Source organism: Geobacillus sp. Manikaran-105 (assembly GCF_002809955.1).
GTDB lineage: Bacteria > Bacillota > Bacilli > Bacillales > Anoxybacillaceae > Geobacillus > Geobacillus thermophilus.
The window spans coordinates 1-26,067 of sequence record NZ_PIJG01000029.1 but is presented as its reverse complement, the minus strand read 5'-3'; the positions used below and the strand labels follow the sequence as shown (position 1 = coordinate 26,067).

The window sequence follows — 26,067 nt, the reverse complement described above, 5'->3', positions numbered from 1 at the left end:
ATGAACATCGTTAATGCTATATATATGTGAGGGAGGAGGAGAATACGCCATGATTTCTTCATTTTTCCGTTACCGTGTCGGCATCGCCGGCGCCGGTGCGTTCGCTGAATTTTTAGCCGGCGCGCTCGCCCCGCTTCCTTCCTTTCAGCTTGCTGCCGTCGCCGGCCGAACGGACGCAAAGCGCCAGCGCGTCATCGACGCCTATCGCCGCCGTCAGCCGCAGGCGGGCGACGTGCGCGAATACCGCGAAGCTGAACAATTGATCGTTGACCCGCATGTTGACATCGTCATTCTCACCACCCCGCCGCATTTGCACGCCCCGCTTGCCGAGCGGGCGCTTGAGGAAGGAAAACATGTGCTGCTTGAAAAGCCAGGCGGCCTCACCGCCGAGGCGTTGCGGGCGAACATCCAGCTCGCCGCCCGCCAAAACCGGGCGTTGGCGGTCAATCTCGTCCTTCGCTACCACCCGCTCGCAGAAGCCGTCAAGCAACTCATCCACCGCGCGCTTCTTGGCCCAGTGGACTACGCAAGCCTTCACAACGCGGCTCACCGCGTCGCCAAAGGCCATTGGTTTTGGGACGAGCGGCGAAGCGGAGGCATTCTCATTGAACACGGCGTCCACTTTTTTGAAGTCGGCCGCGATTGGTTTGGCGAAGCGGTTTCCGCGCACGGATTCGCGCTTCAGGAAACAGACGGCACACGGCCGCGCGTCGGCGCTACGGTGATTCATGAAGGCAACGGACGGCGCATCCCCGTCCATTATTACCACGGCTTTACGATGGACCCTGCCGCTTCAGAATCGACGCACTGGGACATTCATACGAAACGCGGCCGCATCGTGCTTGACGGCTGGATTCCGACGCAGCTGTCCGTCTCCGGCCTCGTCACTGACGAGGAGGCAGCCTGCATTGACGCCTGGCTTGACGCCATCCCGACAAAGCCGTCGGCTGACGCTATCGAACAACTGCAGCAAGCGGCCGACCGGCTGTTGCCGCCCACGGAACCTTCAGCCGCTCCGCGCCGCCCATACGAGCGCACTGTGGTGCTCTCGGACCGCCACGGGTGGTACGAAGCGATCGCTCAAACGCGCTTTCTTGATTTTTGCCGTTTGATCGAGAACCCGAGCTGGCGCGTCCTCGTCACCGCCGAAGACGCCGCCGCCGACCTCTCCTTGGCCGAAACGTGCACCGTGACGGATAAAGCAGTCGACCCACTTGACATCCGCTAACTGCTGACACCAAAAGAGCCTGGTGCGGCCACATGGCAAACGGCCGCAACCAGGCTTTCTTCACCTCAATCGTCGATAGATCTCGGTCTCATCAGAACGTCCAAAACGCCCTTCTGCGCTTCCCCCTCAACCAACAACGCCTCAACAGTCGGAATGTCCGCCGGCGCCCACTCAAGCGAGCGCAATGCTTGAAGCGGCACCCACCGAAGCTCGGCATGCTCCCGCGCCCGCGGCTCTCCATCGACTAAGCGGGCTTCATACGTCCGCAAATGCACGATGGCGTGTTCATACTCATGGAACACATCAGCCAACAACTCACCGACCGAAATGGTGCAGCCAAGCTCCTCGCGAATTTCCCGAACTAAAGCCGCTTCTGGGCTTTCCCCTTCTTCCACTTTGCCTCCAGGGAACTCCCAAACGTTCGGCAGCGACATATTTGACCCTCGCAATGCGCATAAAACATCTCCCTGTTCATTGCAGATGACTGCCCCAACGACGTGGATAACCCGTTTCATTGCTGATCCGCCTTTCTCATCCATATGCGCTATTTTAGCAAAAACCGTCTTGTTTTCCAAAATAGTGGAACTCCCTTAGGCATTATGTTACCCTTAACAATGGATAAACAGAAGAAGGAAGGGATAGCGGATGATGAATTGATCAGCCTTGGTGTCGTGGGCGGCCACATATCAGAAAACTTAATCGACAGCGGTTATGTTCTCATCGTCTATAACCGGATAAAAACATGGAACCTTTTTACTAGACGCTGCGTATTCCCAGATGAGGAAGAAACTAATCAACAAGGGGGAGAATCGATTGTTCAAAAAACTGCTAAGCTCCATCGGCATCGGGTCCGCTACGGTCGATACGAAACTTTCCAAAGCGCAATACGCCCAAGGGGAAACGGTCGAAGGAGTCGTCGAGGTTCGCGGCGGCAGCGTCGAACAGCGCATTGATGAAATTTATCTAGCCTTAGTAACGACGTATATTCGCGAAATCGATGATAAGAAAGTCGAAGAAAAAGCCGTGCTCGCCCGATACAAAGTGTCTGACTCGATGACAATCGGGCCGAATGAAACAAAAACGATCCCGTTCCAATTCGCCTTGCCATACGACGTACCGGTCACGCTCGGCTCTTCCAAAGTGTGGCTGCAAACCGGCCTTGACATTAAAATGGCGCTTGATCCGCAAGACCGGGACTACCTCACCATCGAACCGCACCCGCTCGTCACAGCGTTTCTCGAGGCAGCCCGCCAGCTGGGATTCCGCCTCCGTGATGTGCAATGCGAACAAGCACCGCGCTATTGGCAACGGCGGCTGCCGTTTGTCCAAGAGTTTGAATTCAAGCCGGCAAGCGGACCGTTTAAAGGCCGACTTGACGAACTGGAGGCCATTTTCTTTGTCTCCGAGCATGGGGTTGAAGCCATTTTAGAGATTGACCGCAAAGCGCGCGGGTTTGCTGGATTGCTTTCCGAGGCGCTTGACATGGACGAAACACTCGTCCGTTTCACCTATGGGCCGAACGATATCGCATCGTTGCCGCAATTGCTGGCCAATGCCATTCGTCGACATAGCTGAACCGAAAAAGCAAAAGGGGCCATCGGCCTCTTTTGTCCCATAATGAAACAGGTCAACCACTTGACTCTCTCGCGAGTTTTACGCCATTACTGTTTTGACGAACATAGAGCTTTTTTGAGCGAGGAAAGCAGGGGGAACTTACACCGTCCATTTGACCATGAACAGTCCCAACTAACCGCCATGTGTCGCCATCTTGTTCAAAGACAAGGCACAAGCTCTGCCAATAATACTGACGTCTTCTTCACCGTTACAGAAAACTTATAAAACTTTTATAAAGCTCCTAGCCCCCTCCTCTCCCCCTCTAGAACAAATCCCCCTTCAATAGACAACCGTCTACCGAAAGGGGATGTTCAGCAACTCCAGCATCACCTTACTCTATTACGCTTTGACCGTCGTATCTTTATCTTTCGGTTTCGTAAAGGAGCGATACGCTTCAATGACGAGGAAGATACACAAGACAAACAAGATAAACCCACAAACCACAAGGAAAATATTTCCGTTTAAGAAATTCGTTCTCATGAAGACGAGCAATGCAGAAAGCGTCACAATAAACATAAAGATCATCGGGATGATCGTAAACCACGACTTCGTCCCTTTTTTTACAAGCCAGACGCTGACGGCCAGCAACGCCAACGCACCAAGCATTTGGTTAGCAGAACCGAACAGCGGCCATAAATCGCTCCACGTTCCCGAGAGCGCCAGCGCCGCCGCACCGACGACGATCACTCCTGTTGCTATATGAGGGTTGGCAAACGTCTTGGATCTTCCTTCCGCAAACTCTTGCACACCGTATCTCCCAAGCCGTGTCGCTGAATCTAACGTTGTCATGAGAAAAGCTGAAGCCGCCAGAGCGACAAAGGTCGTACCTGCTGCTTCTGGGATTCCGAAATGGCTCATAAAATACCCAAGACCGGCAGAGAAAGCCGGAATCGGCCCACCCAGCTCAACGAGTCGCTGTGTGAACTGCTCCGTCGTCAAATACGCTACCGAGCAGACAACAATCACCGCCAAAAATCCTTCAATCAACATCCCACCGTAGGCGATAAAACGGCCGCTTCGTTCGTTGTCGAGCTGCTTAGCTGTCGTGCCGCTCGCCACCAAGGAGTGGAAACCAGAAATCGCGCCGCAGGCAATCGTAATAAAGAGAATCGGGAACAACGGACCTAACTTCTCATTGTAAAAGCCGGTGAATCCGGCGAGCTGAAGCGTCGGATTCGCAAAAAGAATGCCGATAAACCCACCCAATATCATGCCATACAACAAATACGAGTTCAAATAATCACGCGGCTGCAAAAGCAACCAAACCGGCAACACGGACGCCATATAAGAATAAATGATCAGGAAAAACACCCAAAACGTCGCGCTCATTTTAATCGGGAACACCATGCCGATCCAAACGCAAGCAAACATGACAATGACACCAATGATGCTCGCCAACACAAAATTGACGCGCACTTGGTTGACAAAAAAGCCGAACAACATCGCGACGAGAATAAACAGTATGGAAGCAGTCGCTGCCGCCGGAACGTTGGCAAACGTATCGGCAACCAACACAATAAACACGCCAACAACAAGAATAATGGTCGCTGTAGAGAACGATAAAAACAAGGTTTGGCCGCGCTTGCCGATATACTCTTTAATGATCGTGCCGATCGACTGTGCCTTGTGTCGGATCGATGCTTGCAGCGAGGCATAGTCATGCACCCCGCCAAAGAAAATGCTTCCTAACACAATCCACAACACAGCCGGAATCCAACCGAATACCGCCGCGGAAATTGGACCGACAATCGGACCGCCGCCAGCGATCGTAGCGAAATGGTGTCCAAGCAAAACGGGCCGATTGGTGGAAACATAGTCCTTCCCGTCCGCCATCTCCACGGCCGGCGTCGTCCGGTTTGGATCCACGCCGAGCTTGCGGTCAAGATACTTGCCATACGTAAAATAAGCGACAATAAAGGCAATCGCTGAAATTAGCAATAAGGCCACCGCGCTCATAGGCTAATTTTATCCTCCCTCATTAGAGTTTCGATCGACTTGACAAAAGACCTTCCCTTCGGGTGAATATGCACGTTTTTTTGATTAGGATGGAGAATGGCGATATACGTCTCAATCCACCCATGCCAGCCGAATTTTAAAAACTTCACTTTTCGAAACCTCCTCACCTCCTTCAAAACCGCGTCATCGAGCTTGCCATCGGCAATAATCAGACCAAGCACAATCGTGGACATATGTTCTGTATGTTCTTGAATAAATTGATGCTTATAGTGATCAATGACATCCTGAAATCGCCTGACAAATGGTAACGAGACGGGTTCGTTTGCGACAGTCGCAAAAACAAGTTGTTGATTTTCCACGCCGTACACTTTCATCTTTTTTGTTACCATATACCGTTCGTCTCTCCGCTTGTAGTGGGCAATAAACGCGAGGGGGAAATCGCTGATTTGTTCATCGCGGTATACATCAAAATATAACGTGAATTTGTTCGCTAACTCATGGGCAAAACGGGTCAACCGATCTCCCACCATTCGTTCTCCCCCCTTTAAAAATATTTGAGCCCTTCCACCCGAATCGTTTTAAAAAAGGGTGGACCAGTCAGTTTCACCTTCAGATGGTTTTGTTTAAACTCCAGACCTTTTTCTATAAAACACGTAATCCCGTGTTGAACAATCTTTTTGTAAAGGTTTTCATTTTCAGGTTTCTGAAATTCAATCCACACTTCCGATGCCGGAACACAACAATGGTTCGCTTGGAACTTTGAAATGGTCAACACACTTCCTTTCTGCCTCAGCCATTCCCTGGCCTTATCATCGATGCAAATAGAGTAATCCATCATTCATCCCGCCCATCAGCATCTTATTGTTTTTTCTGTATATTCTATACAATTATATTATACATTAGTTTTATCTAAAAATATACCCCTTTTCTTTCCCCTATGCCAAGGAGTGATTTCATCGAAAACATGACGCAAAAATTAATGAGCAAACCTTGTTGTTTAGAGTTCTCCAAAACTAGTGGCTAACAAACAGCGATGGCGAGAGGGAGTAAAACGTTTGATACCCCCTTTTGGCGGCATTCTCAGCAGCGATACCGGGCGATTCAAAGGCGATATCCCCCTCTGCCGTCGATTCATAGCATTGGTAATATCCATGACGGTGCAAGGGAGGGAAGGGTTTAACAGCGGGGACACTGTTTCACGAGAGGGAAGTCATTCTCTTTCCCGCGATCGGCATACGTTTGGACATCAATGCTGAAGTCATGAAATGGTACCACGCCCCCCTCCTTGAAACGAATCGAAATCTCTGTCCGGAATCATTCACAAAAACTTAGCACATTCCTTCAGAAAAGGGGATAGGGCTTTCTGAAAGAATGTGCAAAAAGGAGGCTCAAAAGCCTTCCTCGGTCGTGATGCCGAGGTTGTCTTTGTGGATAAACTCGGTTTTCAGTTTTTTCACCAATTTCTGTGCTTCTTCATCTTCTACTTTCGCTTCGGCAAACGGCTTTTTGTTTTTTCAATCGCTTCATCGTTAATATCACACACCGACACGTCAATCCCTATAAAAAAGCCCGATTCCCTCTGGTTAAGGGAGCGAGCTTTTCCTCATGATGATTTCACAAGCAACGCACAGCACTCGACATGGGCCGTATGCGGAAACATGTCCACCGGCTGGACGGTTTTCAATGTATAGCCGAACGAGACTAGCTCCGTAATGTCTGACGCAAACGTCTCCGGATTGCACGAGACATACACAACCCGCTCCGGCCGCGCCCGGCCGATTTTGCGCATCACCTTCCCGCCCGCCCCCGAACGTGGAGGATCCAAAAGCAGCAGCTCCGGCCGCCCGAACTGTTCCAACACTTCATCAATCCCGCGTCTTGCATCCCGAGCCAAAAAGTACGTATTATCAATGCCGTTGTCTTTCGCGTTTCGTTTCGCCGACTCGATCGACGTTTCCACAATTTCAATGCCCGCCAACGCCTTCACCCGCTTGGCGAACGGCAAGGAAAACGTGCCAACCCCACAAAAGAGGTCAATCATTTTTTCGTGTGGCTGCGGGTTTCCCATTTCCAACGCTAGCTCGACCAATTTGGCCGCCTGCACCGGGTTCGTTTGGAAAAACGTATCAAACCAAAGACGGTAGCGGAACCCGCACAATTCATCGTAAATGAAATCACGTCCGGCCAACACATGGGTTCGTTCCGCCTGGGTGCGGTCGGCCCACGCCCGGTTCTCAAGCCAAAGCAAGCTTTTCACTTCCGGGAGCGCCTTCGTGATCCGCTCCGTCAAATCAGCCGCCGCTTCTTTCAACTCCCCTTCCGGCGCCTCGGTCGCAAAGAGCGCCACCATCACCTCTCCTGTCGCAAACGACTCGCGCACCATGACGTGGCGAAGCAGCCCTTCGTGGGTATCTTTGTGATAACCAGGCAGCTGGTGATCGCGCGCCCAACGCGCCACCTCCATGGCAGCTTTAACGATCCGTTCACCGGCAATGAGGCATGTCTCCAACGAAATGACTTGCCGGAAGTTCCCTCGCTCGTGCAGTCCAAGCAACCCTTCCGGAGAAAACGTAAACTCCATTTTATTGCGGTAATGCCACGGATGTTCCATGCCAATCGTATCGCGGACAACGCCAGGGTCAAATCCGTGCTCTTTCAAGAGCGTCTTGACATGCTCCGTTTTATGGCGCAGCTGCCCTTCATAGCGCCAGTGCTGCCAGACACAGCCGCCGCAGCGGTCAAAGTGTGGACACGGCGGATCGAGCCGCTCTGGATGCCGCTCGATCACTTCTTCCACTCGGGCATGGGCCCTCCGGCGTTTCGGCCAATCGATCAAAACCCGCACCTTTTCACCAGGAAGCGTGGACGGAACAGTGAGTTTGAGCTTTTTTCTCCTCCCTTCTTCTTCCTGCCAAACGACCGCTTGTCCCGCTCCTTTTTTATCCAACTGATGAATGTCCGTAATGAACGATTGTTTTCCGCTGTCTGTCAATGGCTTTCCTCCTTCCGAGATGAACGATGTTGTCACCCTTTATGTATTGTACACGATCAGTGGACGAATCCAAAGCACCTTTCCGTCACGGCGTCAACCCCTCTTCTCTCCGGCGCGGCCTTTGGCGGGGATTTATCCCTTTCCGACCGGAAGCACGATTGATCCAAAACTGCCAGCACCAAAGTTGACTTTTCCTGAAGATATAACTATAATGGTTACAACGGTGGTGTTTTACGTGAAACAAATTAGCACACGATTTTCGATGGCCGTGCACATCCTTTGCTTGCTTGCGACCAGCCCGGCCGATTGCACCGGAGATTTCATCGCGCAGAGCGTCAATACAAACCCTGTCATCATCCGTCGAATTATGGGCATGTTAAAAAAAGCGGGGTTGGTTGACGTCCGCCCCGGAGTCGGCGGCGCTTCGCTACGCAAACCTCCCGACCAAATCACGCTGTTAGACGTGTATCGGGCCGTCCGTGTCGTGGAAACGGATCAACTGTTTCGCATCCATGAACATCCGAACATTCAGTGCCCGGTCGGGCGGAATATCGAGGCGGTTCTGCAAGCCGAACTGAAAGCGGCGCAGGCGGCCATGGAAGAGCGGCTTTCGCAAACGACGATCAGCCGGCTGATCGCTCAATTTCAATAATAAAAGCTCTTAACAGGGCTTTTATTTATACATCGGTTGTAACCAAACTGGTTATAACAAAACAAATGAGGAGGTCTAGGCGTATGAACATATTAGTCACCGGGGCAACCGGAAAATTAGGAACGAAAGTCGTCGAAACGCTGTTGAAATCCGTGCCGGCTCACCAGCTGGCCGTCAGCGTCCGCCAGCCGGAAAAAGCCGAACATCTTCGGGCCCGCGGAGTCGACGTTCGCCATGGCGATTTTGACCGCCCCGAAACGTTGGAGACAGCCTTTCAAGGGATTGACCGGCTGTTGATCATCTCCACCGACGGAGACAACGAAACAAGAATCCGCCAGCACACAAATGCCGTCAACGCCGCCCAACGCGCCCAAGTCGGATTCATTGCGTACACAAGCCTGGCGAATGCGAATGAAAGCCGGCTCGCCTTGGCCGAAGTGCATCGGGTGACGGAAGAAGCCATCGCAAACACCGGCATTCCGTACTCCTTTTTGCGCAACAACTGGTATTTGGAAAACGAAATCGGAACCGTTCAAGCCGTCCTCGCCGGGGCGCCTTGGGTGACATCAGCCGGGACAGGCAAAGTCGGCTGGGCCCTTCGCCAAGACTACGCCGAAGCCGCCGCTGCCGTCCTCGCCGGAGATGGCCATGAAAACACAATTTACGAACTTTCCGGCCCCCTCATGACCCAAGAAGAACTCGCCGCCGCCCTCGGCGCCGTCTTAGGCAAAGACGTGCCGGTGCAACAAGTCGACGATGCTGCCTATGCTGATATCATGAAAAAGGCTGGTTTGCCCGATCCGCTCGTGTCGTTTCTCGTGGACATTCAACGCGGCATCCGCGAAGGCTCCTTAGAAATCGAAAGCAACGACTTTGAAAAACTGCTCGGCAGACCGGTGACGCCGATTCACGACGCGCTGGCCCAACTTGTTCGTGACCTAAAGGGAACAACCCATTAATTTCCACAAAAACCGGCCCTGCGGCCGGTTTTTTTACGAAACAAACTTCCTCCCCCTCTCCCCTTTTCCATCTTCCCGACCGCCATCCCCGTCAGCTCATCAACCGTTTCGTCATCATCTCCTGTTTCCAACCTTTTTTTCAATATCTGCTTTGCCTAACAGGATTCCAAAGCGGCCATTCCCAGGATGCCGGACGCACAAAAACGGTGTCCCGAACGCAGCGGGACACCTCCAACTCTACAACGTATGATGGCTTATAACGCTTGTTCCTTCTTTTCGTCCACTCTCGTATACCCATTTTCCCAAAATGTCGCGTTCTTGATCCCGTATTTTGACGCATTGAATTCCGGATCCTTGCCTTGCTTCAGCTGCTCCTCATAATCTTTTAGCGCAATATAGGCCGGTTTAAACAACAACAAGATCGCAATCAAGTTGAGCCACACCATGATGCCAAGCCCGATGTCGCCCATCGCCCATGCCGTTGTCGCCGTTTTGACCGTTCCATAGAAAGTGGCGGCCAAAAAGATCACTTTGAGGGCAAAGAAGGCCGTTCCCCTCTTTTCACCGCGCACAAGATAGGCGAGGTTCGTCTCGGCAATATAGTAATAGGCGTACATCGTGGTAAAGGCGAAGAAGAACAGAGCGATCGCGATAAAGGCCGAGCCAAACCCCGGGAAGAGGGTGTCCACCGCCGCTTGCGTATACCCTGCACCCGGTTCTACCCCTTCAAGGTTGACGACAATCGGCTCCCTGGTTTTTTCATTAATGACATTATACTGGTTAGTAAATAAAATCATCAGTGCCGTCGCCGTCACGACCAAGAACACGTCCAAATAAATCGAAAACGCCTGCACAAGCCCCTGCTTGGCCGGGTGGGATACTTCCGCCGCCGCCGCCGGATGAGCGCCTGTCCCTTGCCCCGCTTCATTCGCATAAAGGCCGCGTTTGACGCCCCACATCACGGCCGATCCAAGAATTCCGCCAAACACTTGATCAGCGCCGAACGCGCTTTTGAAAATCAGGCCAAACACATCCGGGACTTTCTCAATATTCACCGCAATGATCGCAATCGCGACCAACAAATAGCCAACCGCCATAAACGGAACGACAATTTCCGCCGTTCTGGCGATCCGCTTCACCCCTCCAAAAATCGTAAAGCCAAGAACGGCAATCACGAAAATTCCCGTCACCAATTTCGGAATGCCAAACGCATTCGAAAAGCTGTCGGCAATCGAGTTTGCTTGAATTCCCGGCATCAGCACCGCCATCGAGAGAATGATCGCCGCGGCGATCACCACCGCAAACCATTTCCAGCCAAGGCCTTTTTCAATGTAGAACGCCGGACCGCCGCGGTATTGTCCGTCTTGTTCCTCTTTATAAATTTGCGCCAGCGTCGACTCGACATACGCCGTCGCCGCTCCGATAAAGGTGATGACCCACATCCAAAAGACCGCGCCCGGCCCCCCGTACGCAATCCCCGTCGCCGTCCCGGCCACGTTCCCGACGCCGATGCGGCCGGACAACGACATCGTCAACGCCTGGAAAGAAGACACCCCGGCCTCAGAGCCCTTCCCCGTCGTCACAAGCCGGATCATCTCTTTCACGTGGCGGATTTGCAGGAAACGGGTGCGAATGCTAAAATACAAACCACAACAAACAATGAAAGCAATTAAGAAAGGGCTCCACAGCCACCCGTTCACCGTTTCTACGAGCTTTTCAATCAAGCCAATCCCTCCTATGCCAGCTGATTACTTTTGTTGTATAACACATAACCAAATAATATTATAAATACTACACACTTCTGCTTCAATAATTTTTTTATATATCATTCTTTTCTGCATTTTCTTTATATTTCCTGCGCTTGTCCTCGTGTAGAAAAATGAACGACTTTCTTCGCTTTTTTAAAATAACTTTGAAGCCCAAAAATGATAGATGAGGCAAGACAGAGAAATCCGCCTCGAACGATCCCCTAATGCCAGTCCTTGAGGCCTTGAGCGCGAGCCCCATCTCCCCCAATGATCCCCATCTGAATCGCCGCAAACGCAAAGCCGAACACACAGAACAGCGTGTTCGGCTTTGGCTTTCCGTTACATATAACCGATGAGAAACACGACAAAACCGGCCAATCCGACCGATGCGACGAAGAGGCCAAAGGCGATCCGTTTCGCGGCTTTGCTCTTTTGGACAACACCATACACGAACAACACGATCGACATGACCAACAAAAGCAAAATGAGAGACGAAATGCTCACGTTCAGCGCTCCTTATCGTGCACTGCCCCTAGGAAAGACAGCGTTTTTCCATCCGTGCCATCATGGCCGTGATTCATCCATCCCCAATAGAACCACTTCTCGGTTGATGACATCCACCGCTCACGCCCCCGCAATTTCTTCCGAATTTCGGTTAATCTCATCGATAATGCTAATAATCCTCCGCGCGTCGTCCATGTTGTCTTGAAAGAGTTCAACAATGCTGCCGACGGTTTTGAACGGCTCCTCCTGAAGCACCCGCTTGTCCATGACCCCGTTTTTCACAAAGTAATCGACGATTAGTTTGACAAAACGGCTTTGCTGGATGTTCAACCGTTCGCTTGATAAAAATTCAGAAAACGCTTCGTTGGCTGCCTGCGGGTCAAGGCCGACGATTTGGCGGACGAGCTTTGTAATCGGTGTGTCTCCGAATTCTCTTTGATAATCTTCCTGTGTGCCAAGCTCATTCCAAAGAATATGCTCCAACGTTTTTACGTCTTGGACGGTTAGCTTTTTATTATTTCGCAACTTGTAAATGGCCATCTGGTCGCGGTGTTCGTGCAGATAATGTTCCACCTTTTTCCGATAATTTTTCAGATCATTGACAGTAAACATCGGGCCGTTTTCTTTGACTTCTAAAACTTGGTCTTTAAAGTTCGTATAGTAAATTTTTTGCGTCTCTTTTTCAAGGAATTTGACTAAGTCACGCAACGCTTCACGGACAGCTTCCAATTCGAAAATATCGGCTTCGCTCCAAAACTCTTCCGTCTGCACCTTTTCGATGATGTATTTTTGTTCCATCACTTGAGGAATGGAACCGAGTTTCGACAACGCCTCGGCGGTGCGAATCACACTCCGAATCGGCTTCGTCGCATTTTTCGTTTGCAGCTTCGCCAATTCGATCGTGTACATAAGCAAATCAAAGCGTTTCGCAAATTCATCGTCATTTAACGGGACAATCAACGGCGAAATATGTTCTTTGATTTCATTGACATCCATCGCTGTTAAGGAATCCCATTTAGTCCGGTTTTTAAACTTGTGTACGTATTGAATATGTTGGCGTACGCGGAAGTTTTCTTCGTTTAACTTATTGATTTCCGCTAGCACCTCGTCAATCAATTCATTGCGATAGGCAATATACTCTTCTTCTTGGTATTGTAAATGCTGCAGTTCTTTAATGATTTCGATTTTGGCATTAAATAGACGCTCCGTTAAGCTTTCCACCGCTTTTCCTTCGATTCCTTTCGGATTTTCCCGGAAAAACTCAAAGTTGCCGCAATAGTCAAAAATAAGGAAATGCGTTTTATCTTGCCCGGCTCCGAATAAGTCTTTGCATAAACGGGTTCCGCGTCCAATCATTTGCCAAAACTTTGATTTGGAGCGCACTTTCTTGAAGAACACAAGGTTGACGACTTCCGGAATATCTACTCCCGTATCGAGCATATCGACCGATACCGCAATTTGCGGCCATTTGTTGCGGTCGGAAAAATCATCGATTAATGTTTGGTAGTAGTTCACGCTGTAATCAATGACTCGTGCAAAGCCGCCCTTGTATTCAGGGAACAATTGATCAAAGCGCTCCACAATCCGTTCCGCATGACGATGATTTTTCGCAAAAATAATCGTTTTGCCGAGTTTGTCTCCGCCTTCGACGCGAATTCCTTTTTCCATTAAATCTCTCAGTACCGTATCAATCGTATCGTCATTAAACAGCCATTCGTTTAACGCTGCACTGTCAATATCCTCGCCTACTTCATCATCAAATGTTTCTTCATATCGTTCTTTTTCTTCATCCGATAACTCATCGTAATGAATGCCCTCTTCAAGAAATTTAAGCTTTGTTTCAATGGTACGATAATCCACTAAATAGCCATCTTGAACCGCTTGATCTAACTCATAGGCATAGGTCGGCACGCCGTTTTCCAGATCAAACACTTCATACGTATTGCGGTCAATTTCATCTTTTGGCGTGGCGGTAAGCCCAAGCAATATTGCGTCAAAATAGTCAAAAATCGCCCGATATTTCTTATAAATACTGCGGTGGGATTCATCGACGATAATTAAATCAAAATGCCCGACGGTAAAGAGACGTTTGCCGTCTTTTCGCTTCGCTTCGTCAATCGCGTTCATCATCGTCGGGTACGTCGAAAACACCATGCGGCTTTCCTCTGGATTGTCTTTGTTATCGAGCAAATTGCAAAGCGTCAAGTTTGGAAGCAAATGGCTAAAGCTATTTTTCGCTTGCGTGACAAGCGTTTTGCGGTCCGCTAAAAACAAAATGTTTTTCACCCAATTGTGGCGAGTGAGAACATCGACAATCGCAGCCGCCGTCCGGGTTTTGCCGCTCCCCGTCGCCATGACAAGCAACGCTTTGCGCCGTTTGTTCTCGAGCGCGTCGCATACGGCTAACACCGCTTCTTTTTGGTAATAGCGATTCGTTATGTTGTCATTGATTTGCACATTTTTTAGCGGCTTCTTCATCGTCCGACGATCAATAAGCAAGCTTAATTCTTCCTTATTGTAAAAGCCGGAAACCTTCCGCGCCGGATAGTTAAGGTCGTCCCAAATATACGTTTCAAAACCGTTTGTGTAAAAAATAATCGGACGTTGGCCGTGCATTTTCTCAATGCAGTCGGCGTATAGCTTGGCTTGTTGCTTTCCTTTGTTCGGGTCAGCGGTTGTCCGTTTCGCTTCGATAACCGCAAGCGGCTTCCCGTTGTCGCCAAAAAGGACGTAATCGACATAACCGACTCCTTCTTGATTTGGCATGCCAACGACAGGGTATTCCACAATAACGTCCTTTTTAAATTCCCAACCCGCCAGCTTCAAATCTAAATCGATATATTTCTTTCTTGTTTCCCATTCGCTTAGTTCATCGACTTGGAAGTGATATTCTTTTGTATTCGCTTCCCGTTTGGCGGTGAGAAGAGCGCGGAGCTGTTCATTTTCTTTCATCATTTCCTCAAGACGCTTGTCTTTGGAACTTAGCCGTTCGTATAAATCTTTCAATTCTTCCGGACGCTCGCGCTTTTCCTCTCCGATTGGCAGCAATGATTCGTCAAAATCCGTAGCCGTATATTCATCTGAATAACAATAATCAATCCAAGACACAAACTGATGAAGATGATGCAGAGAAAGAATCGCTTCTTCCCTCGTAATCATCGAGTTCGTATGAACCGCGACATTTCCCAGTTTGACAATGTAACGCAACAACGGCAACAAGTCTTCATCAATAATGGACAAAAAGACGTTGTCATGAATCAAGCTGGAAAGATTATCTTGATACGGAACTTTTAAAGCGCTATCAAAGCTGTACACCCACTTCACCGCCAGCTCCAGCGCACGGCGCGTCAAAATCGCGCACGTCGCCGGACTCACGACCAAACTTTTCTCTGCCTCTAAACACGCATTCGTAAAACTCTCATAATGAGGTTTGCCTATTAAAAAACGAAAGTTGGATAACAACAAACACCCCTCCCCTGACCAAACCGACATGAATTTCCTTTACATGCATTAATCGTTGAATAGTTCTCCCTTAAATACCTGTTGCATGAGGGAACTGAAGTTATTTTCGAGTTCTTCTAAACTTTTCTGCAATAATTCTTTTTGAATTTCAATTTTTTTAATAATTTCAGCAAATTGATTTTGTAATTCAATAGGAGGAACAACTACCTCAATATTGTTAATTTTTTTTAATGTTAGTCTCTTAATTGCTCCACCGTTCATACCACTTGTTATTTTTCTGAAAACTCTCTCGTTATTAAGAAAATGGGTTAAATAGTAATTATTCAATTTATTAAAATCGACTTTAATAAGTGCCAAACTAGATAGCATACTAAATTCGAAATCATAATGATTTATTGCAGCAATGCCTGTTGTAGCTCCATCTTTTATATATAGAACGTCCCCTTTCTCTGGGTTACATCTTTCATAAATTTTTTGATGATCTTCTAGCGAGACGTAAGTAGGGTCTTTGAAGAAATCTAGGCCTCCCTTGTTCAAGTGTTTAGCAGTAATGTACGGGATACCTTCTTTTACAGTAGGTGGCGAGTGATGAGTACCATCCGTTATTTTAATACACAAATTAGCTAACTTTTCTTTCTTGTATTGATTTGTATTTTTGATTGGATCCCCAAACATCTCCAAAAACACACTTTGCGTTAACTGGTCTAACGCTTCAATTTGGGCTTTTCGTTTGTCAATGAGTTCTTGGGCTTTGTCTAATGCTTTCACAATCTTTACTTGATTTTCTATATCGAAAACCGGTATCTGAATGCTCTCTATATCTTTTTTACTTATAGCCTTAAAAGTACTTCCCGTCCCCATACTTTCGATTTCATTTTTCTTATAGTTTAGTGCATAAAATAAATATTTATAGTTAATCATATCATTATTCGCTCTGATAGCAGCTAATCCCCTACCAATACAGCACTTAGTATTCGCAATATTAACATCCCCTACAGGTGCTCGTACTGACATTAATATATCGTTTTCATTTGCAACTTTTAAAGGTGCAGAACAATAAGTCTTAGGAGTTGGGTGCAGTTTACCAAAATCAGCTTTCCCCTGAAAAAAAGGCAAGCCTTCTTTCCTATCATTATACGTATCAGACGAAGGTGATTGTCCCATGATTATTTCACATACTTCTGCAACTTTTTTATACTTAATTGCGGTCATAATACTTTACTCCTTAATCATTTCCTTCAACTCTTTAATTCCCAGTATAATCTCTTTTTCCAACGCTTCTATTCTTTCAAGTATCACACTTGGCGCTTCATACTCCACCTCTTCATACTCAATCTCTTTATATTTGTTAATCGAAAGGTCATAGCCGTTTTCACGAATTTCTTCCACCGGCACAAAGAATGACTGCTCCGTGCGCTTCCGTTCTTTTTCCGCTTCACGGTTATGGAATCGCGCAATGATGTCCGGAATGTCATTTTCTTCAATCGGAGTGCGCTTATCGTCCAACGAGTAGCCATCGGCTTTCATGTCATAGAACCATACTTGATCCGTTCCGCCGACGCCTGTTTTTGTGAAAATCATAATTGCCGTCGAAACTCCAGCGTACGGTTTAAACACACCGCTTGGCATGGAAATAATTGCTTCTAATTTATGATTTTCCACAATTTCTTTGCGGATATCTTTATGCGCCTTCGAGCTGCCGAACAATACCCCGTCCGGTACGATGCACGCGCAACGTCCGCCCGTTTTTAAAATGCGTAAGAATAATGCCAAAAATAAAAGTTCGGTTTTCTTTGTCTTTACAACTTTTAACAAATCATTTGAAACTGCATCATAATCTAATGAACCTTTAAAAGGCGGATTGGCAAGGACAAGGGTGTATTTGTCCTTATCTTTGTTTTGTTCCGACAAGGAGTCGCGATATTCGATATTCGGATTTTCAATGCCATGGAGCATCATGTTCATCGCGCCAATCCGCAACATCGTGCGGTCCATATCAAAACCGTAGAACATACGGTTATTAAAATGTTCTTTTAAACTTTGCACTAAAAATAAATCGCTGCGGTGCTTGCGCAAATATTCGCCCGCCGCCACCAAAAACCCCGCCGACCCCGCCGCCGGGTCGACGATGATGTCTTCCGGCGTCGGTTTCATCAGCTCGACCATCATGTGAATGATATGACGCGGGGTGCGGAATTGGCCGTTCGTGCCTGCGGTGGCGATTTTCGATAACAAATACTCGTACAAATCGCCTTTCGTATCGCGGTCTTTCATCGGAATGCGGTCAATGCCGTCGACGATTTTGACGAGCATTTGCGGCGTCGGGATCATGAAAATGGCGTCGCCCATATATTTTGCATAGGCCGATTCCCGATTGCCGTGCAAGTTTTTGATGAATGGAAACACTTCATTGGACACGACATCGTACATATGGGCGGCTTCAAAATGTTTGAATTTGCTCCAGCGCAAGTGTTGCTTATCGGGAGGAAAGATGCATTCCGATTCAATGCCGAGCAGCGCATCCTCCTGCTCGCGCTGTGTTTCGACTTCATCCAAGCCTTTGATGAACAATAAGTAGGTAAACTGTTCAATGACCGTCAGCGGGTTCGTAATTCCGCCTGTCCAAAACGTTTCCCATATTTTATCGACTTTATGGCGCAATTCGCCTGTGAGCATGGCTTCTATGTACCTCCTTGTGATTTCCAATCTCCATTATATACGGTTTTCGGTACAAAAGGGGGAAGAAAAATATGTTTTATGCCGGTTGACGCTCAGGAAGACAGAGGGTGACATTTGGGGCAAAGAAACTCCGACTGTGCTTTGCATGAAGCGGGAGTCGTTCACCATAACCGTTCGAGGAACACTTGCAAGTGGTGTGGATTCTCAATAGGATGGATCTCATCCAGCCCCCAGTTTTGCAGGCGGATGAAATCTTTATCATGTCATTCGTGTCGTCATGGCCGTTTGCCCAATTCGACTGCAAACAACAAGGCCGGATCCACCGGCCCGTTGTCTTATCTCAACCGAATTTTCGCCACACACTCCACATGCGCCGTGTGCGGAAACATGTCCACTGGCTGGACTTCGATCGTTTCGTAGCCGCCGTCTTCTAGGATGCGCAAGTCGCGGGCGAGCGTCGCCGGGTTGCACGAGACGTAGACGACGCGGGGCGGTTTCATGGCGATGATCGTCTCAAGCAGCGCGGCGTCACAGCCTTTGCGCGGCGGGTCAACGACCAAGCAGTCAGCGCGGATGCCTTCTTCGTACCAGCGCGGGATGACGTCTTCGGCGGCGCCGACTTCGAAGGTGACGTTTTGGATGCCGTTGAGTTTGGCGTTGCGCTTGGCGTCTTCGATCGCTTCGGGGACGATTTCGACGCCGTAGACGTGTTTCGCTTTACGCGCCAAAAAGAGCGAGATCGTGCCGATGCCGCAGTAGGCGTCGATCACCGTCTCCCGCCCGGTCAACTCCGCGTATTCGAGCGCTTTGTCATACAGCACTTTCGTCTGTTCGGGGTTGACTTGGTAAAACGAGCGGGCCGAGATGGCGAATTGAATGCCGCCGATGCGGTCGGTGATGAACTCGCTTCCCCATAACACCCGCGTTTTGGCGCCGAAAATGACGTTCGTCCGCTCGGGGTTGACGTTTTGCACGATCGATTTCACGCCCGGAATGGCGCGGACGATGTCACGGACAATGTCCTGTTCGTGAGGCAGATGGTCCGTGCGGGTGACGAGCACGACCATCACCTCGCCAGTTGACGCGCCGTAGCGGGCGACAATATGGCGAAGAACGCCCTTGTGCGTAGCTTCGTCGTATGGGGGAATACCATAGCGTTCGGCGATGCGCTTCACGGCCTGGACGACGACATCGTTCGCCTCTTGCTGGATGAGGCAGGCGTCCATATCGATGATTTCATGCGTCCGCTCCTTGTAAAAGCCCGCCACCAAGCCCCCTTCGCGCTCGCCGACCGGCACTTGCGCCTTGTTGCGGTAGCGCCATGGGTTCTTCATCCCGATGACGGGATGGACGGTGACGCCTTCTAGCTTGCCGATGCGGGCGAGCACTTCTTTCACCTGCTTTTCCTTCGCTTTCAGCTGGCCTTCGTAGCTGAGGTGTTGCAGCTGGCAGCCGCCGCATTGGCGATAGACGGGGCACGGCGGCTCAACGCGGTCGGGGCTTGGTTCGTACAGCTCCACGAGGCGGCCGTACCCATACCCTTTTTTCACTTTGATCGCTTTCACCTTCGCCCGCTCGCCGGGAAGCGCGTGTTTCACGAACAAGGGAAAGCCGTCGACTTTCGCCACGCCGAGGCCGTCGTGGGTCAAATCGGTGAATGTGACGTCATAATACTCGTTTTTGGCGACTGGTGGTTGCTGCTTCGTCATGTCGTTCTCCTTTCTGCCGTTCCTCTGTATATGTAGCGTGCCCTTTATAGGGGAAAGGCATAAGAAAAGAACAGGCTTATCTTCCTGTTCTCACTTGTTCTGCCTTTTCTTTTGGCATCAATACGTCAATATGGCGGCGCAAATTGACGAACTCCCCTGGAAGCATGCCGCCGAATTCGCCGTCTAAGTTCAGCTGCATCGGCGAGTGCACTTTTACCCGGTTCGCTTTCGTGTAAATGACGTGCGGGTCGTTGATGTGCTCGCCGCGCGCCGCGAGGGTGACAAGGCGGATGAATTCGGCCAAGTTCGTTTTCTTGACGATGATAAAATCGAACAGGCCGTCATTCAATGATGAATCGGGTGCCAGTTTTTCAAACCCGCCGACCGAGTTCGTGAGCGAAACCAAAAACATCATAATCTCGCCTTCGAACAGTTTGCCGTCATACTCGATTTGCGCTTCGGTCGCCTTGATGGACGGCAACATCTCGATCCCTTTCAAGTAATAGGCGAGCTGGCCAAGCATCGTTTTCAGCTTGCTCGGCACTTCGTAGGTGAGCTCGGTCAGGCGCCCGCCGCCCGCGATGTTGATGAAATAGTGCGTTTTGTCTTCGTTCGTCACACAGCCGATGTCAATCGGGACGGGCTCACCCGTGGCGATCACGTCGCACGCCCCTTCAATCGAACGCGGCACGCCGATGGCGCGGGCGAAATCGTTCGTCGTCCCGACAGGAATGACGCCCAGTGTCGGCCGATGCGGCTGATCGGCGATGCCGTTGACGACTTCATTGATCGTTCCGTCGCCCCCTGCGGCGACAACGAGATCAAATTCCCGCAGGACGGCCTGGCGCGCTGCTTCCGTCGCATCCCCCGGCCCTTCGGTGGCGTGGCACGACGTTTCATAGCCCGCCTTTTCCAACCGCACGAGCACATCAGGCAAATGGCGCTTAAACAACTCGCGACCCGATGTCGGGTTATAAATAATTCGAGCTCGTTTCATTATTCTCAACCTACTTCCTTTTTTTCCATTCCACTCGTTCCCATCATAACGAAACAACGCTTGATGCGCAACTCCGACGAATGTCGTGAACAAGGCGGCGAGAAACAGCGCCCTCGGGTTCAAGCGAAGGGCGCTGTGGGAGGATAGGCATCATTCTGTTGTCTTCGCCTCTTGGGACGATGCTGGCGCACCGAGCGGCTGGACATGGGCCGCTCCACCCTGGGCGACGCTCTCGAGCAGCTGCTTCACATCGATGCCGGTTGACGCTTTCAACGTCTCCTGCAAGCTCGCCATTAAGTTCGTCGCATAGCCCGTGACGCGGTTGGCGCCGCCCCCCGCTCCTGAGCCGGTGTCGACGATCGTCAGCTTCTCGATGTTCGCAAGCGGGCTCGCCACTTGTTTCGCATACTCCGGAAGCATCTTGATGATCATGTCGAGCACCGCAGCCTGGCCATAGCGCTCGAACGCTTCGGCGATCTTTTGTTTCGCTTCCGCTTCGGCGAGGCCTTTCAGTCGGATGATTTCCGCTTCCGCTTCCCCTTTCGCTTTCTCCGCCTCGGCTTTTGCCAACCCGTCGAGTCGGACGCGCTCCGCTTCCGCTTTCGCCAGCGTTTCGACGCGGTACTTTTGCGCATCGGCTTCGGCGATTTGTTTCGCCTTTTCCGCCGCCGCTTTTTGTTCGATCGCATAGCGCTCGGCATCGGCTTTTTTCTTCACTTCCGAGTCGTATTGGCGCTCGCGGCGCAAAATTTCTTTTTCTTCGAGCTCGATTTGTTTTTGCCGCTCGATGATTTTGATTTGCATTTGTTGGGCCATCACTTCTTGTTTCGCCTTCGCTTCCTCCAAATGATACGCCTGGTCGGCGCGCGCTTTGGCGATGTCTTGTTCGCGGCGGAACTCGGCGAGCTTCAGTTGGTTGATTTTCTCCGCTTCGGCGATTTCCGTCAGCCGCTCGAGCTCGGCTTTGCGCGCTTCCTTGTCCGCTTCGGCGCGCTTGATGCGCGTCTCTTTTTCCGCCTCGGCTGTTGCGATGTCGGCGTCGCGCTTCACTTGGGCGATGCGCGGTTTCCCGAGTGCATCAAGGTAGCCGTTTTTGTCGCGCACGTCTTTGATCGTAAACGAGACGATGACGAGCCCCATTTTCGCCAAATCTTGCGACGCGACACGCTGCACTTCTTGCGAAAACTTGTCGCGGTTTTTGTAAATTTCTTCAACAGTCATTGACCCGAGAATGGAACGGAGATGGCCTTCGAGCACTTCTTTCGCTTCGTTTTCCATATCTTGGCGTGTTTTCCCTAAAAACTGCTCGGCCGCGGTCGCGATTTCGCCGATTGAGCTGCCGACTTTAATAATGGCCACCCCGTCCGCCATCACGGGCACGCCTTGTTCGGTGTACACCTCGGGCGTTTGCACGTCAAGCTTGATCGACAATAGGCTCAGCGGCTCAGCCTGTTGGAAAATCGGCACGACGAACGTGCCGCCGCCGCGGACGATTTTGATTTTGTTTCCCGATTCATCGACATGAACGTTTTTGCTTCCTAAGTAACTGCCCGTCACAATGAGCGCCTCGTCCGGCCCGACGGTGCGGTAGCGGGCGATAAAAATGGCAATAAGGCCGACAAGAAGCAAGACGACGACACCAATGACCATCAACCATGGCGCAACCATGACAAGTCCCCTTTCTTTGTTTTAGATGGAAAGGTGATACGGATCGTGCCTCGCCACCACAGCGACGCCGTTTTCCATTTGTACGATGATGACCTCTTCCCCTGACGGAATGGCCTCATTATTTGCGCTTTTCGCCGCTTTGGCCACCGCGCCGCTTTTACGGGAGATGAGAATTTCGCCCAACCCGTCAGGCGGCACCGAGACGATCACTTTAGCAAGCGCCCCCTCCAAATCGGCGTCCGTATACCCAAGTGACGCCTCAGCCGAACGGAGCGGCAAAAAAACGAAAAAGTGCAACAGCAACACAGCAACAAGCGCCACACCGATGGCAAGCCACAGAACCAAGCTCGATGCCCAGTCTGTGTACCATTCCGCCAGCAATCCGACCGCGCTGCCAACAATGAAAAACGATAAAACTAGCTGCGGACTGAACAGCGGATGATCAGCCACATCGAACAAACCGTCAAGCACATCGCTGAAGAAAAAATACAAAACCGTCAACAACGCACTGACGACAAGCACCCATCCGTACACAACTTCAGGCGAATGGCTGAACAACTCCCCTCCCTCCTTTCCCCTTCGCTTATACATACGGCGAAGGCAGCCGTTGGTTTCATCATTTTTCCAATGTCATCAAAATTCGACAATCCTCCCTGATTTCCTTCTTCTAACAGCAGAAAAAATGCAGGGAGACCGGCAGGATTTTGCATAGTGCAAGGCGAATCAAGCTATGCGAATCTAAAAACATATCGGGAGGAAGACCATGTCAGAAACGCGCATTGACCACGATCGGCTGTTTAAAGAGTTGTTGAGCACCTTTTTTGAAGAATTTGTTCTCCTCTTCTTTCCTCACGTACACGAACAGATTGACTTTCACTCCCTTTCCTTTTTATCAGAAGAAGTGCTGACCGATGTCACCGCGGGTGAAAAACATCGAGTCGATTTATTGGTCGAGACGAAGCTGAGAGGAGAAGATGGACTGATCGTCGTCCACATCGAACATCAAAGCTACATCCAATCCTCGTTTTCAGAGCGAATGTTCATTTATTTCAGCCGCTTGTTTCAAAAACACCGCCGCCGCATTCTTCCGATCGCCATCTTCAGCTATGATGCCATCCGCGATGAACCATCTTCATTCACCGTTTCGTTTCCGTTTTTGACCGTTCTCGATTTCCGTTTTTTGACGGTGGAATTGTCCAAACTCCCATGGCGCACATACATCCGCCATGACAACCCGGTCGCTGCCGCCCTGTTAAGCAAAATGGGGTATAATGAAGAGGAGAAGGTGGAAGTGAAAAAGGAATTTTTGCGCATGCTCACCCGCCTCGAGCTCGATGAGGCGAGACAGCGTCTGTTGTTCGGCTTTTTCGAAACGTATTTGCGGTTATCGGAGGAAGAAGAAGTCCGACTGCGAGATGAGGTGAAGACCATGGAGGAAAAGGAGGCTGCCAAAGTCATGGAACTTATCGTGTCATACGAACAGAAAGGCATGGAAAAAGGAATGGAAAAAGGAATGGAAAAAGGAATAGAGAAAGGAATGGAGAAAGCAAAGCTAGATGTTGCGAAACGAATGTTGGCAAAAGGATTTGATGCTGACACGATCCATGAACTGACCGGACTGCCGCTAGAAACGATTGAACAATTGAAGCCATGAGAAGGCAAACCCCTTCTCCCTGAATCATTCGAATGGCCGCCCCCACTCCTTCGAACTTTGAAACATCTTCAGGGAGAAGGCCTTTTCATCGTTCTTCGCTTTATTCCTCTGAAATCCCCATCCGCTCCAATTCCCGCCCAAGCTGCCCCGTAAGCATGAGCCTGTACATGCGAAAATCGGCCCGAAGCGACCAAAACGGATGGCCGAAGGTGGCGGGGTTGTTTCCTTCGATGAAAAAGTGGCTGAACCAGGCGAGCGCATAGGCGGCGATTGGCGCGCCGAGCAACCACCACGCATTCCTCGTCGCGATCGCGATGATCACAAACAAAAACACGAAGCTCGTTCCGACAAAATGCCAACGCCTTGTCGCTCGTTTCCGGTGCTGGGTCAAATAAAAGGGCCAAAACTCTTCATAATCGCGGAATTCCATCTCCCTTTCCCCCTTCGACGGATGCGGCGCGCCGCCACGCCAGCGATGAACGTGGCGATGCCGACAGCCCAGTATCCAATCAACATCCATAACGGCATGCTCGGACCTATCGTTATCCCCTACTCCTATTGTATTTCATCCATCACCTGAAATGTCTGCAAGTTGTGCTTTTGCTTCGGCACGGTAAACTTGGCGGCAAGTTGGCCTGTACGAAGATGGAAAATGTTCATTTCTCCAGCATGGTCCGCCTTGTTCCCCTCCTGCGGCTCAAACAATGCATACACATAGTCGCCGTAAAACCGCGCTTCCCAGTATACCGACGGCAGCTCATGCTTCTCCATCACCTTAAACTGATCATTCAGCGCAAGCCATCCTGACTTTCCCCTCTGGACATAGCTCACCCACAGCGTGTCTCCCTTCACGTAAAGCTGATCGAACTGCGTCTCTTCTTGCCCCATGCCCCAATAGGCCACTCGCCATGAATGCGGATCCACGATGGTGAGGCGAGGTTTCGTGGCGATGACAAGGCGGCCGTGAAAGACCGCCATGGAGCGCGCGAAGGACGTAGGCAACGAAATTTCCTTCACTACGGAACCGCGCTGATCCAACACATACAATACACCGTGCTCCTGTTCCATCGCATCAGCAAACACATAGAAATGCGGCCCTGCGCGCAAAACTTGAAGAATGTAAGGAGGGAACCGCTTCGAAAATAGCAATTTTCCCCCTTTCCGGACTTCTAGTTTATGGGTGTTGACATCTTGATTCAGTGAACGAATCTCCCACTCCCCCTCCATCGAGGCAAACGAAAGAGGGCTGGAGACCGCTTCTTGATCGACCAATGTCCATGTGTCTCGATTCAGTCGATAGACATGCCGTCCCGTATAATCTGACCACAACAACAGTTCCTTTGTTGAGGAAGCGGGCGAAAGGCGAGATATTCCAACCGCTTTCAGCGTCACCACTTTGCGCACACGATGTTCGTCCGTCTCCACGATATACGACTCTCGCGCCAATGGGTGAGAATACAAAAAGAAAATGCGCGCTGACGGATCTTTCGACAAGTGAGCTTTGGACGGTTCATACGTCCGCACCGAGGAGACGATGGAATCGCCAACGTTCTGCCCCCAATACACGATGGCAGGCGCGGCTGCCGCCAGCACCACCCATATCCATCTCTGCCGCTTCCACCAAACTTGTCCTTCCTTTTGACCTCCTATGCGCTGGACAAGCCATGCCCAGTACCAGACGATGTAAAGAAACAACGCAAGCGACAGCCACGCCCACCATTGTCCTTCGATGAGGGATTGCTGCCAGTAGGCGAACGGATCGACGCCGACCCTGGCGATGGTGTGAAAATTGTTCAGAAAAAAGAGCGGCACTGCGATCACTGCAACGAGCGAATACAAGCGGCGAACCGTTCCTTTCACTAGCATCGCCACCCCAACGAGCAACGTGGCAGCGCACATGATGTAGTACAACATTGACATCCATAGTGGTGCACTTGGGCCCATTTGAATCCCCTTCCATCCGTGGTGGTTGTAATATTCTATGAAATCGAGAACGTTTCCTTCCTTGCAGAAAGATTTGCCCCCCTCTATGATGAAGCAACTGCTCAAATTCACAACACGCTTTGCTTACACCCTCAAAGTCAGTAAATCCACGTTTTTCCCTCCGTAATGTTTTCAAGTTGCGGAGATGAACGGATAAAAATATATACTGTAGATGAGCAAAATCATTAACATAAATTTACATCGAAACAAAAAAGGAGACATGAACCCGATTCCTTGGTTAGAATAGATGTGCTACCAAACC

Annotated in this window: 21 protein-coding genes; 5 read left to right on the top strand and 16 right to left on the bottom strand. The window is 50.2% G+C overall.

Going from position 1 to position 26,067, the window contains the following annotated elements; translation table 11 throughout:
- Nucleotides 1–49 precede the first annotated feature (49 nt).
- Nucleotides 50–1,228 carry a Gfo/Idh/MocA family protein gene (locus tag CV945_RS10010; protein ID WP_100659677.1) on the top strand — a complete coding sequence of 393 codons (1,179 nt, stop codon included), beginning with the start codon at nt 50–52 and terminating at the stop codon, nt 1,226–1,228.
- Nucleotides 1,229–1,293: 65 nt separating this feature from the next.
- On the opposite strand, the gene CV945_RS10005 is transcribed toward CV945_RS10010, so the two are convergent.
- Nucleotides 1,294–1,743: a (deoxy)nucleoside triphosphate pyrophosphohydrolase gene (locus CV945_RS10005; protein WP_100659685.1), complete on the bottom strand. Its 450-nt coding sequence runs from the start codon at nt 1,741–1,743 to the stop codon at nt 1,294–1,296.
- Between the two features lie 298 nt (nt 1,744–2,041).
- Here CV945_RS10005 and CV945_RS10000 point away from each other — a divergent pair, with 298 nt between their 5' ends.
- A complete protein-coding gene (locus CV945_RS10000; RefSeq protein WP_100659676.1) occupies nt 2,042–2,803 on the top strand; it encodes a sporulation protein in 762 nt (253 codons plus the stop codon).
- Nucleotides 2,804–3,181: 378 nt separating this feature from the next.
- Here the strand turns inward: CV945_RS10000 and CV945_RS09995 are convergent, their stop codons facing one another.
- The 4 genes from CV945_RS09995 to rlmD (CV945_RS09975) all read right to left on the bottom strand — a co-directional run bounded on the left by CV945_RS09995 (nt 3,182) and on the right by rlmD (CV945_RS09975) (nt 7,790).
- Nucleotides 3,182–4,798: a carbon starvation CstA family protein gene (locus tag CV945_RS09995; RefSeq protein ID WP_044743557.1), complete on the bottom strand. Its 1,617-nt coding sequence runs from the start codon at nt 4,796–4,798 to the stop codon at nt 3,182–3,184.
- The gene (locus tag CV945_RS09990) at nt 4,795–5,313 is read right to left on the bottom strand and encodes a DUF8052 family protein (protein WP_227412659.1); all 519 of its coding nucleotides are present in this window, start codon (nt 5,311–5,313) and stop codon (nt 4,795–4,797) included. The genes CV945_RS09995 and CV945_RS09990 overlap by 4 nt, the downstream gene beginning before the upstream one ends.
- Nucleotides 5,314–5,342: 29 nt before the next feature.
- On the bottom strand, nt 5,343–5,633 hold the full coding sequence (locus CV945_RS09985; protein ID WP_044743559.1) for a CC/Se motif family (seleno)protein: 291 nt from the start codon (nt 5,631–5,633) through the stop codon (nt 5,343–5,345).
- A 768-nt stretch (nt 5,634–6,401) separates the two neighbouring features.
- Nucleotides 6,402–7,790 (bottom strand): 23S rRNA (uracil(1939)-C(5))-methyltransferase RlmD, encoded by a 1,389-nt coding sequence (rlmD, locus tag CV945_RS09975; protein WP_100659674.1) that lies wholly within the window; start codon nt 7,788–7,790, stop codon nt 6,402–6,404.
- A gap of 235 nt (nt 7,791–8,025) precedes the next feature.
- On the opposite strand from rlmD (CV945_RS09975), the gene CV945_RS09970 reads away from it, so the two are divergent.
- Nucleotides 8,026–8,442 (top strand): Rrf2 family transcriptional regulator, encoded by a 417-nt coding sequence (locus CV945_RS09970; RefSeq protein WP_033011350.1) that lies wholly within the window; start codon nt 8,026–8,028, stop codon nt 8,440–8,442.
- A gap of 83 nt (nt 8,443–8,525) precedes the next feature.
- Entirely contained in the window at nt 8,526–9,401 is an 876-nt protein-coding gene (locus CV945_RS09965) for an SDR family oxidoreductase (RefSeq protein WP_033011346.1), read from the top strand.
- Between the two features lie 254 nt (nt 9,402–9,655).
- Here CV945_RS09965 and CV945_RS09960 read toward each other — a convergent pair whose 3' ends face one another.
- The 9 genes from CV945_RS09960 to CV945_RS09920 form a co-directional block, all read right to left on the bottom strand.
- A complete protein-coding gene (locus CV945_RS09960; protein WP_100659673.1) occupies nt 9,656–11,125 on the bottom strand; it encodes an alanine/glycine:cation symporter family protein in 1,470 nt (489 codons plus the stop codon).
- Between the two features lie 363 nt (nt 11,126–11,488).
- Nucleotides 11,489–11,653, bottom strand: coding sequence for a hypothetical protein (locus CV945_RS17245; protein WP_015373875.1), 165 nt, complete (start codon nt 11,651–11,653; stop codon nt 11,489–11,491).
- A 120-nt stretch (nt 11,654–11,773) separates the two neighbouring features.
- Nucleotides 11,774–15,115, bottom strand: a complete 3,342-nt coding sequence (locus CV945_RS09950) for a DEAD/DEAH box helicase family protein (RefSeq protein ID WP_100659684.1) — start codon at nt 15,113–15,115, stop codon at nt 11,774–11,776.
- Nucleotides 15,116–15,163: 48 nt separating this feature from the next.
- Nucleotides 15,164–16,327: a restriction endonuclease subunit S gene (locus tag CV945_RS09945; protein WP_100659671.1), complete on the bottom strand. Its 1,164-nt coding sequence runs from the start codon at nt 16,325–16,327 to the stop codon at nt 15,164–15,166.
- A gap of 6 nt (nt 16,328–16,333) precedes the next feature.
- Entirely contained in the window at nt 16,334–17,791 is a 1,458-nt protein-coding gene (locus tag CV945_RS09940) for a type I restriction-modification system subunit M (RefSeq protein ID WP_100659670.1), read from the bottom strand.
- A gap of 338 nt (nt 17,792–18,129) precedes the next feature.
- The gene (rlmD, locus tag CV945_RS09935; RefSeq protein ID WP_100659669.1) at nt 18,130–19,503 is read right to left on the bottom strand and encodes a 23S rRNA (uracil(1939)-C(5))-methyltransferase RlmD; all 1,374 of its coding nucleotides are present in this window, start codon (nt 19,501–19,503) and stop codon (nt 18,130–18,132) included.
- Between the two features lie 76 nt (nt 19,504–19,579).
- Complete coding sequence (locus CV945_RS09930) at nt 19,580–20,500, bottom strand: diacylglycerol kinase (RefSeq protein ID WP_100659668.1); 921 nt, start codon at nt 20,498–20,500, stop codon at nt 19,580–19,582.
- A gap of 150 nt (nt 20,501–20,650) precedes the next feature.
- On the bottom strand, nt 20,651–22,168 hold the full coding sequence (locus tag CV945_RS09925) for a flotillin lipid rafts scaffold protein FloT (RefSeq protein WP_042382522.1): 1,518 nt from the start codon (nt 22,166–22,168) through the stop codon (nt 20,651–20,653).
- Nucleotides 22,169–22,189: 21 nt separating this feature from the next.
- Nucleotides 22,190–22,726 (bottom strand): NfeD family membrane protein, encoded by a 537-nt coding sequence (locus CV945_RS09920; RefSeq protein ID WP_033013903.1) that lies wholly within the window; start codon nt 22,724–22,726, stop codon nt 22,190–22,192.
- Nucleotides 22,727–22,931: 205 nt separating this feature from the next.
- Between CV945_RS09920 and CV945_RS09915 the strand changes: the two genes are divergently transcribed.
- Entirely contained in the window at nt 22,932–23,822 is an 891-nt protein-coding gene (locus tag CV945_RS09915) for an Rpn family recombination-promoting nuclease/putative transposase (RefSeq protein ID WP_100659667.1), read from the top strand.
- Nucleotides 23,823–23,922: 100 nt separating this feature from the next.
- On the opposite strand, the gene CV945_RS09910 is transcribed toward CV945_RS09915, so the two are convergent.
- Both CV945_RS09910 and CV945_RS09905 read right to left on the bottom strand, forming a co-directional pair.
- Nucleotides 23,923–24,252: an Mpo1-like protein gene (locus tag CV945_RS09910; protein WP_100659666.1), complete on the bottom strand. Its 330-nt coding sequence runs from the start codon at nt 24,250–24,252 to the stop codon at nt 23,923–23,925.
- Nucleotides 24,253–24,377: 125 nt separating this feature from the next.
- On the bottom strand, nt 24,378–25,766 hold the full coding sequence (locus CV945_RS09905) for a hypothetical protein (RefSeq protein ID WP_100659665.1): 1,389 nt from the start codon (nt 25,764–25,766) through the stop codon (nt 24,378–24,380).
- Between the last annotated feature and the right edge of the window lie 301 nt (nt 25,767–26,067).

What these genes read in the sequence shown, in the direction of transcription:
- CV945_RS09930 (WP_100659668.1), bottom strand. Translation starts at nt 20,500, where the DNA reads ATGAAACGAGCTCGAATTATTTATAACCCGACATCGGGTCGCGAGTTG.
- CV945_RS09915 (WP_100659667.1), top strand. Translation starts at nt 22,932, where the DNA reads ATGTCAGAAACGCGCATTGACCACGATCGGCTGTTTAAAGAGTTGTTG.
- CV945_RS09945 (WP_100659671.1), bottom strand. Translation starts at nt 16,327, where the DNA reads ATGACCGCAATTAAGTATAAAAAAGTTGCAGAAGTATGTGAAATAATC.
- CV945_RS09965 (WP_033011346.1), top strand. Translation starts at nt 8,526, where the DNA reads ATGAACATATTAGTCACCGGGGCAACCGGAAAATTAGGAACGAAAGTC.
- CV945_RS10010 (WP_100659677.1), top strand. Translation starts at nt 50, where the DNA reads ATGATTTCTTCATTTTTCCGTTACCGTGTCGGCATCGCCGGCGCCGGT.
- CV945_RS09995 (WP_044743557.1), bottom strand. Translation starts at nt 4,798, where the DNA reads ATGAGCGCGGTGGCCTTATTGCTAATTTCAGCGATTGCCTTTATTGTC.
- CV945_RS09925 (WP_042382522.1), bottom strand. Translation starts at nt 22,168, where the DNA reads ATGGTTGCGCCATGGTTGATGGTCATTGGTGTCGTCGTCTTGCTTCTT.
- CV945_RS10005 (WP_100659685.1), bottom strand. Translation starts at nt 1,743, where the DNA reads ATGAAACGGGTTATCCACGTCGTTGGGGCAGTCATCTGCAATGAACAG.
- CV945_RS09940 (WP_100659670.1), bottom strand. Translation starts at nt 17,791, where the DNA reads ATGCTCACAGGCGAATTGCGCCATAAAGTCGATAAAATATGGGAAACG.
- CV945_RS09905 (WP_100659665.1), bottom strand. Translation starts at nt 25,766, where the DNA reads ATGGGCCCAAGTGCACCACTATGGATGTCAATGTTGTACTACATCATG.
- CV945_RS09985 (WP_044743559.1), bottom strand. Translation starts at nt 5,633, where the DNA reads ATGGATTACTCTATTTGCATCGATGATAAGGCCAGGGAATGGCTGAGG.
- rlmD (WP_100659669.1), bottom strand. Translation starts at nt 19,503, where the DNA reads ATGACGAAGCAGCAACCACCAGTCGCCAAAAACGAGTATTATGACGTC.
- CV945_RS09910 (WP_100659666.1), bottom strand. Translation starts at nt 24,252, where the DNA reads ATGGAATTCCGCGATTATGAAGAGTTTTGGCCCTTTTATTTGACCCAG.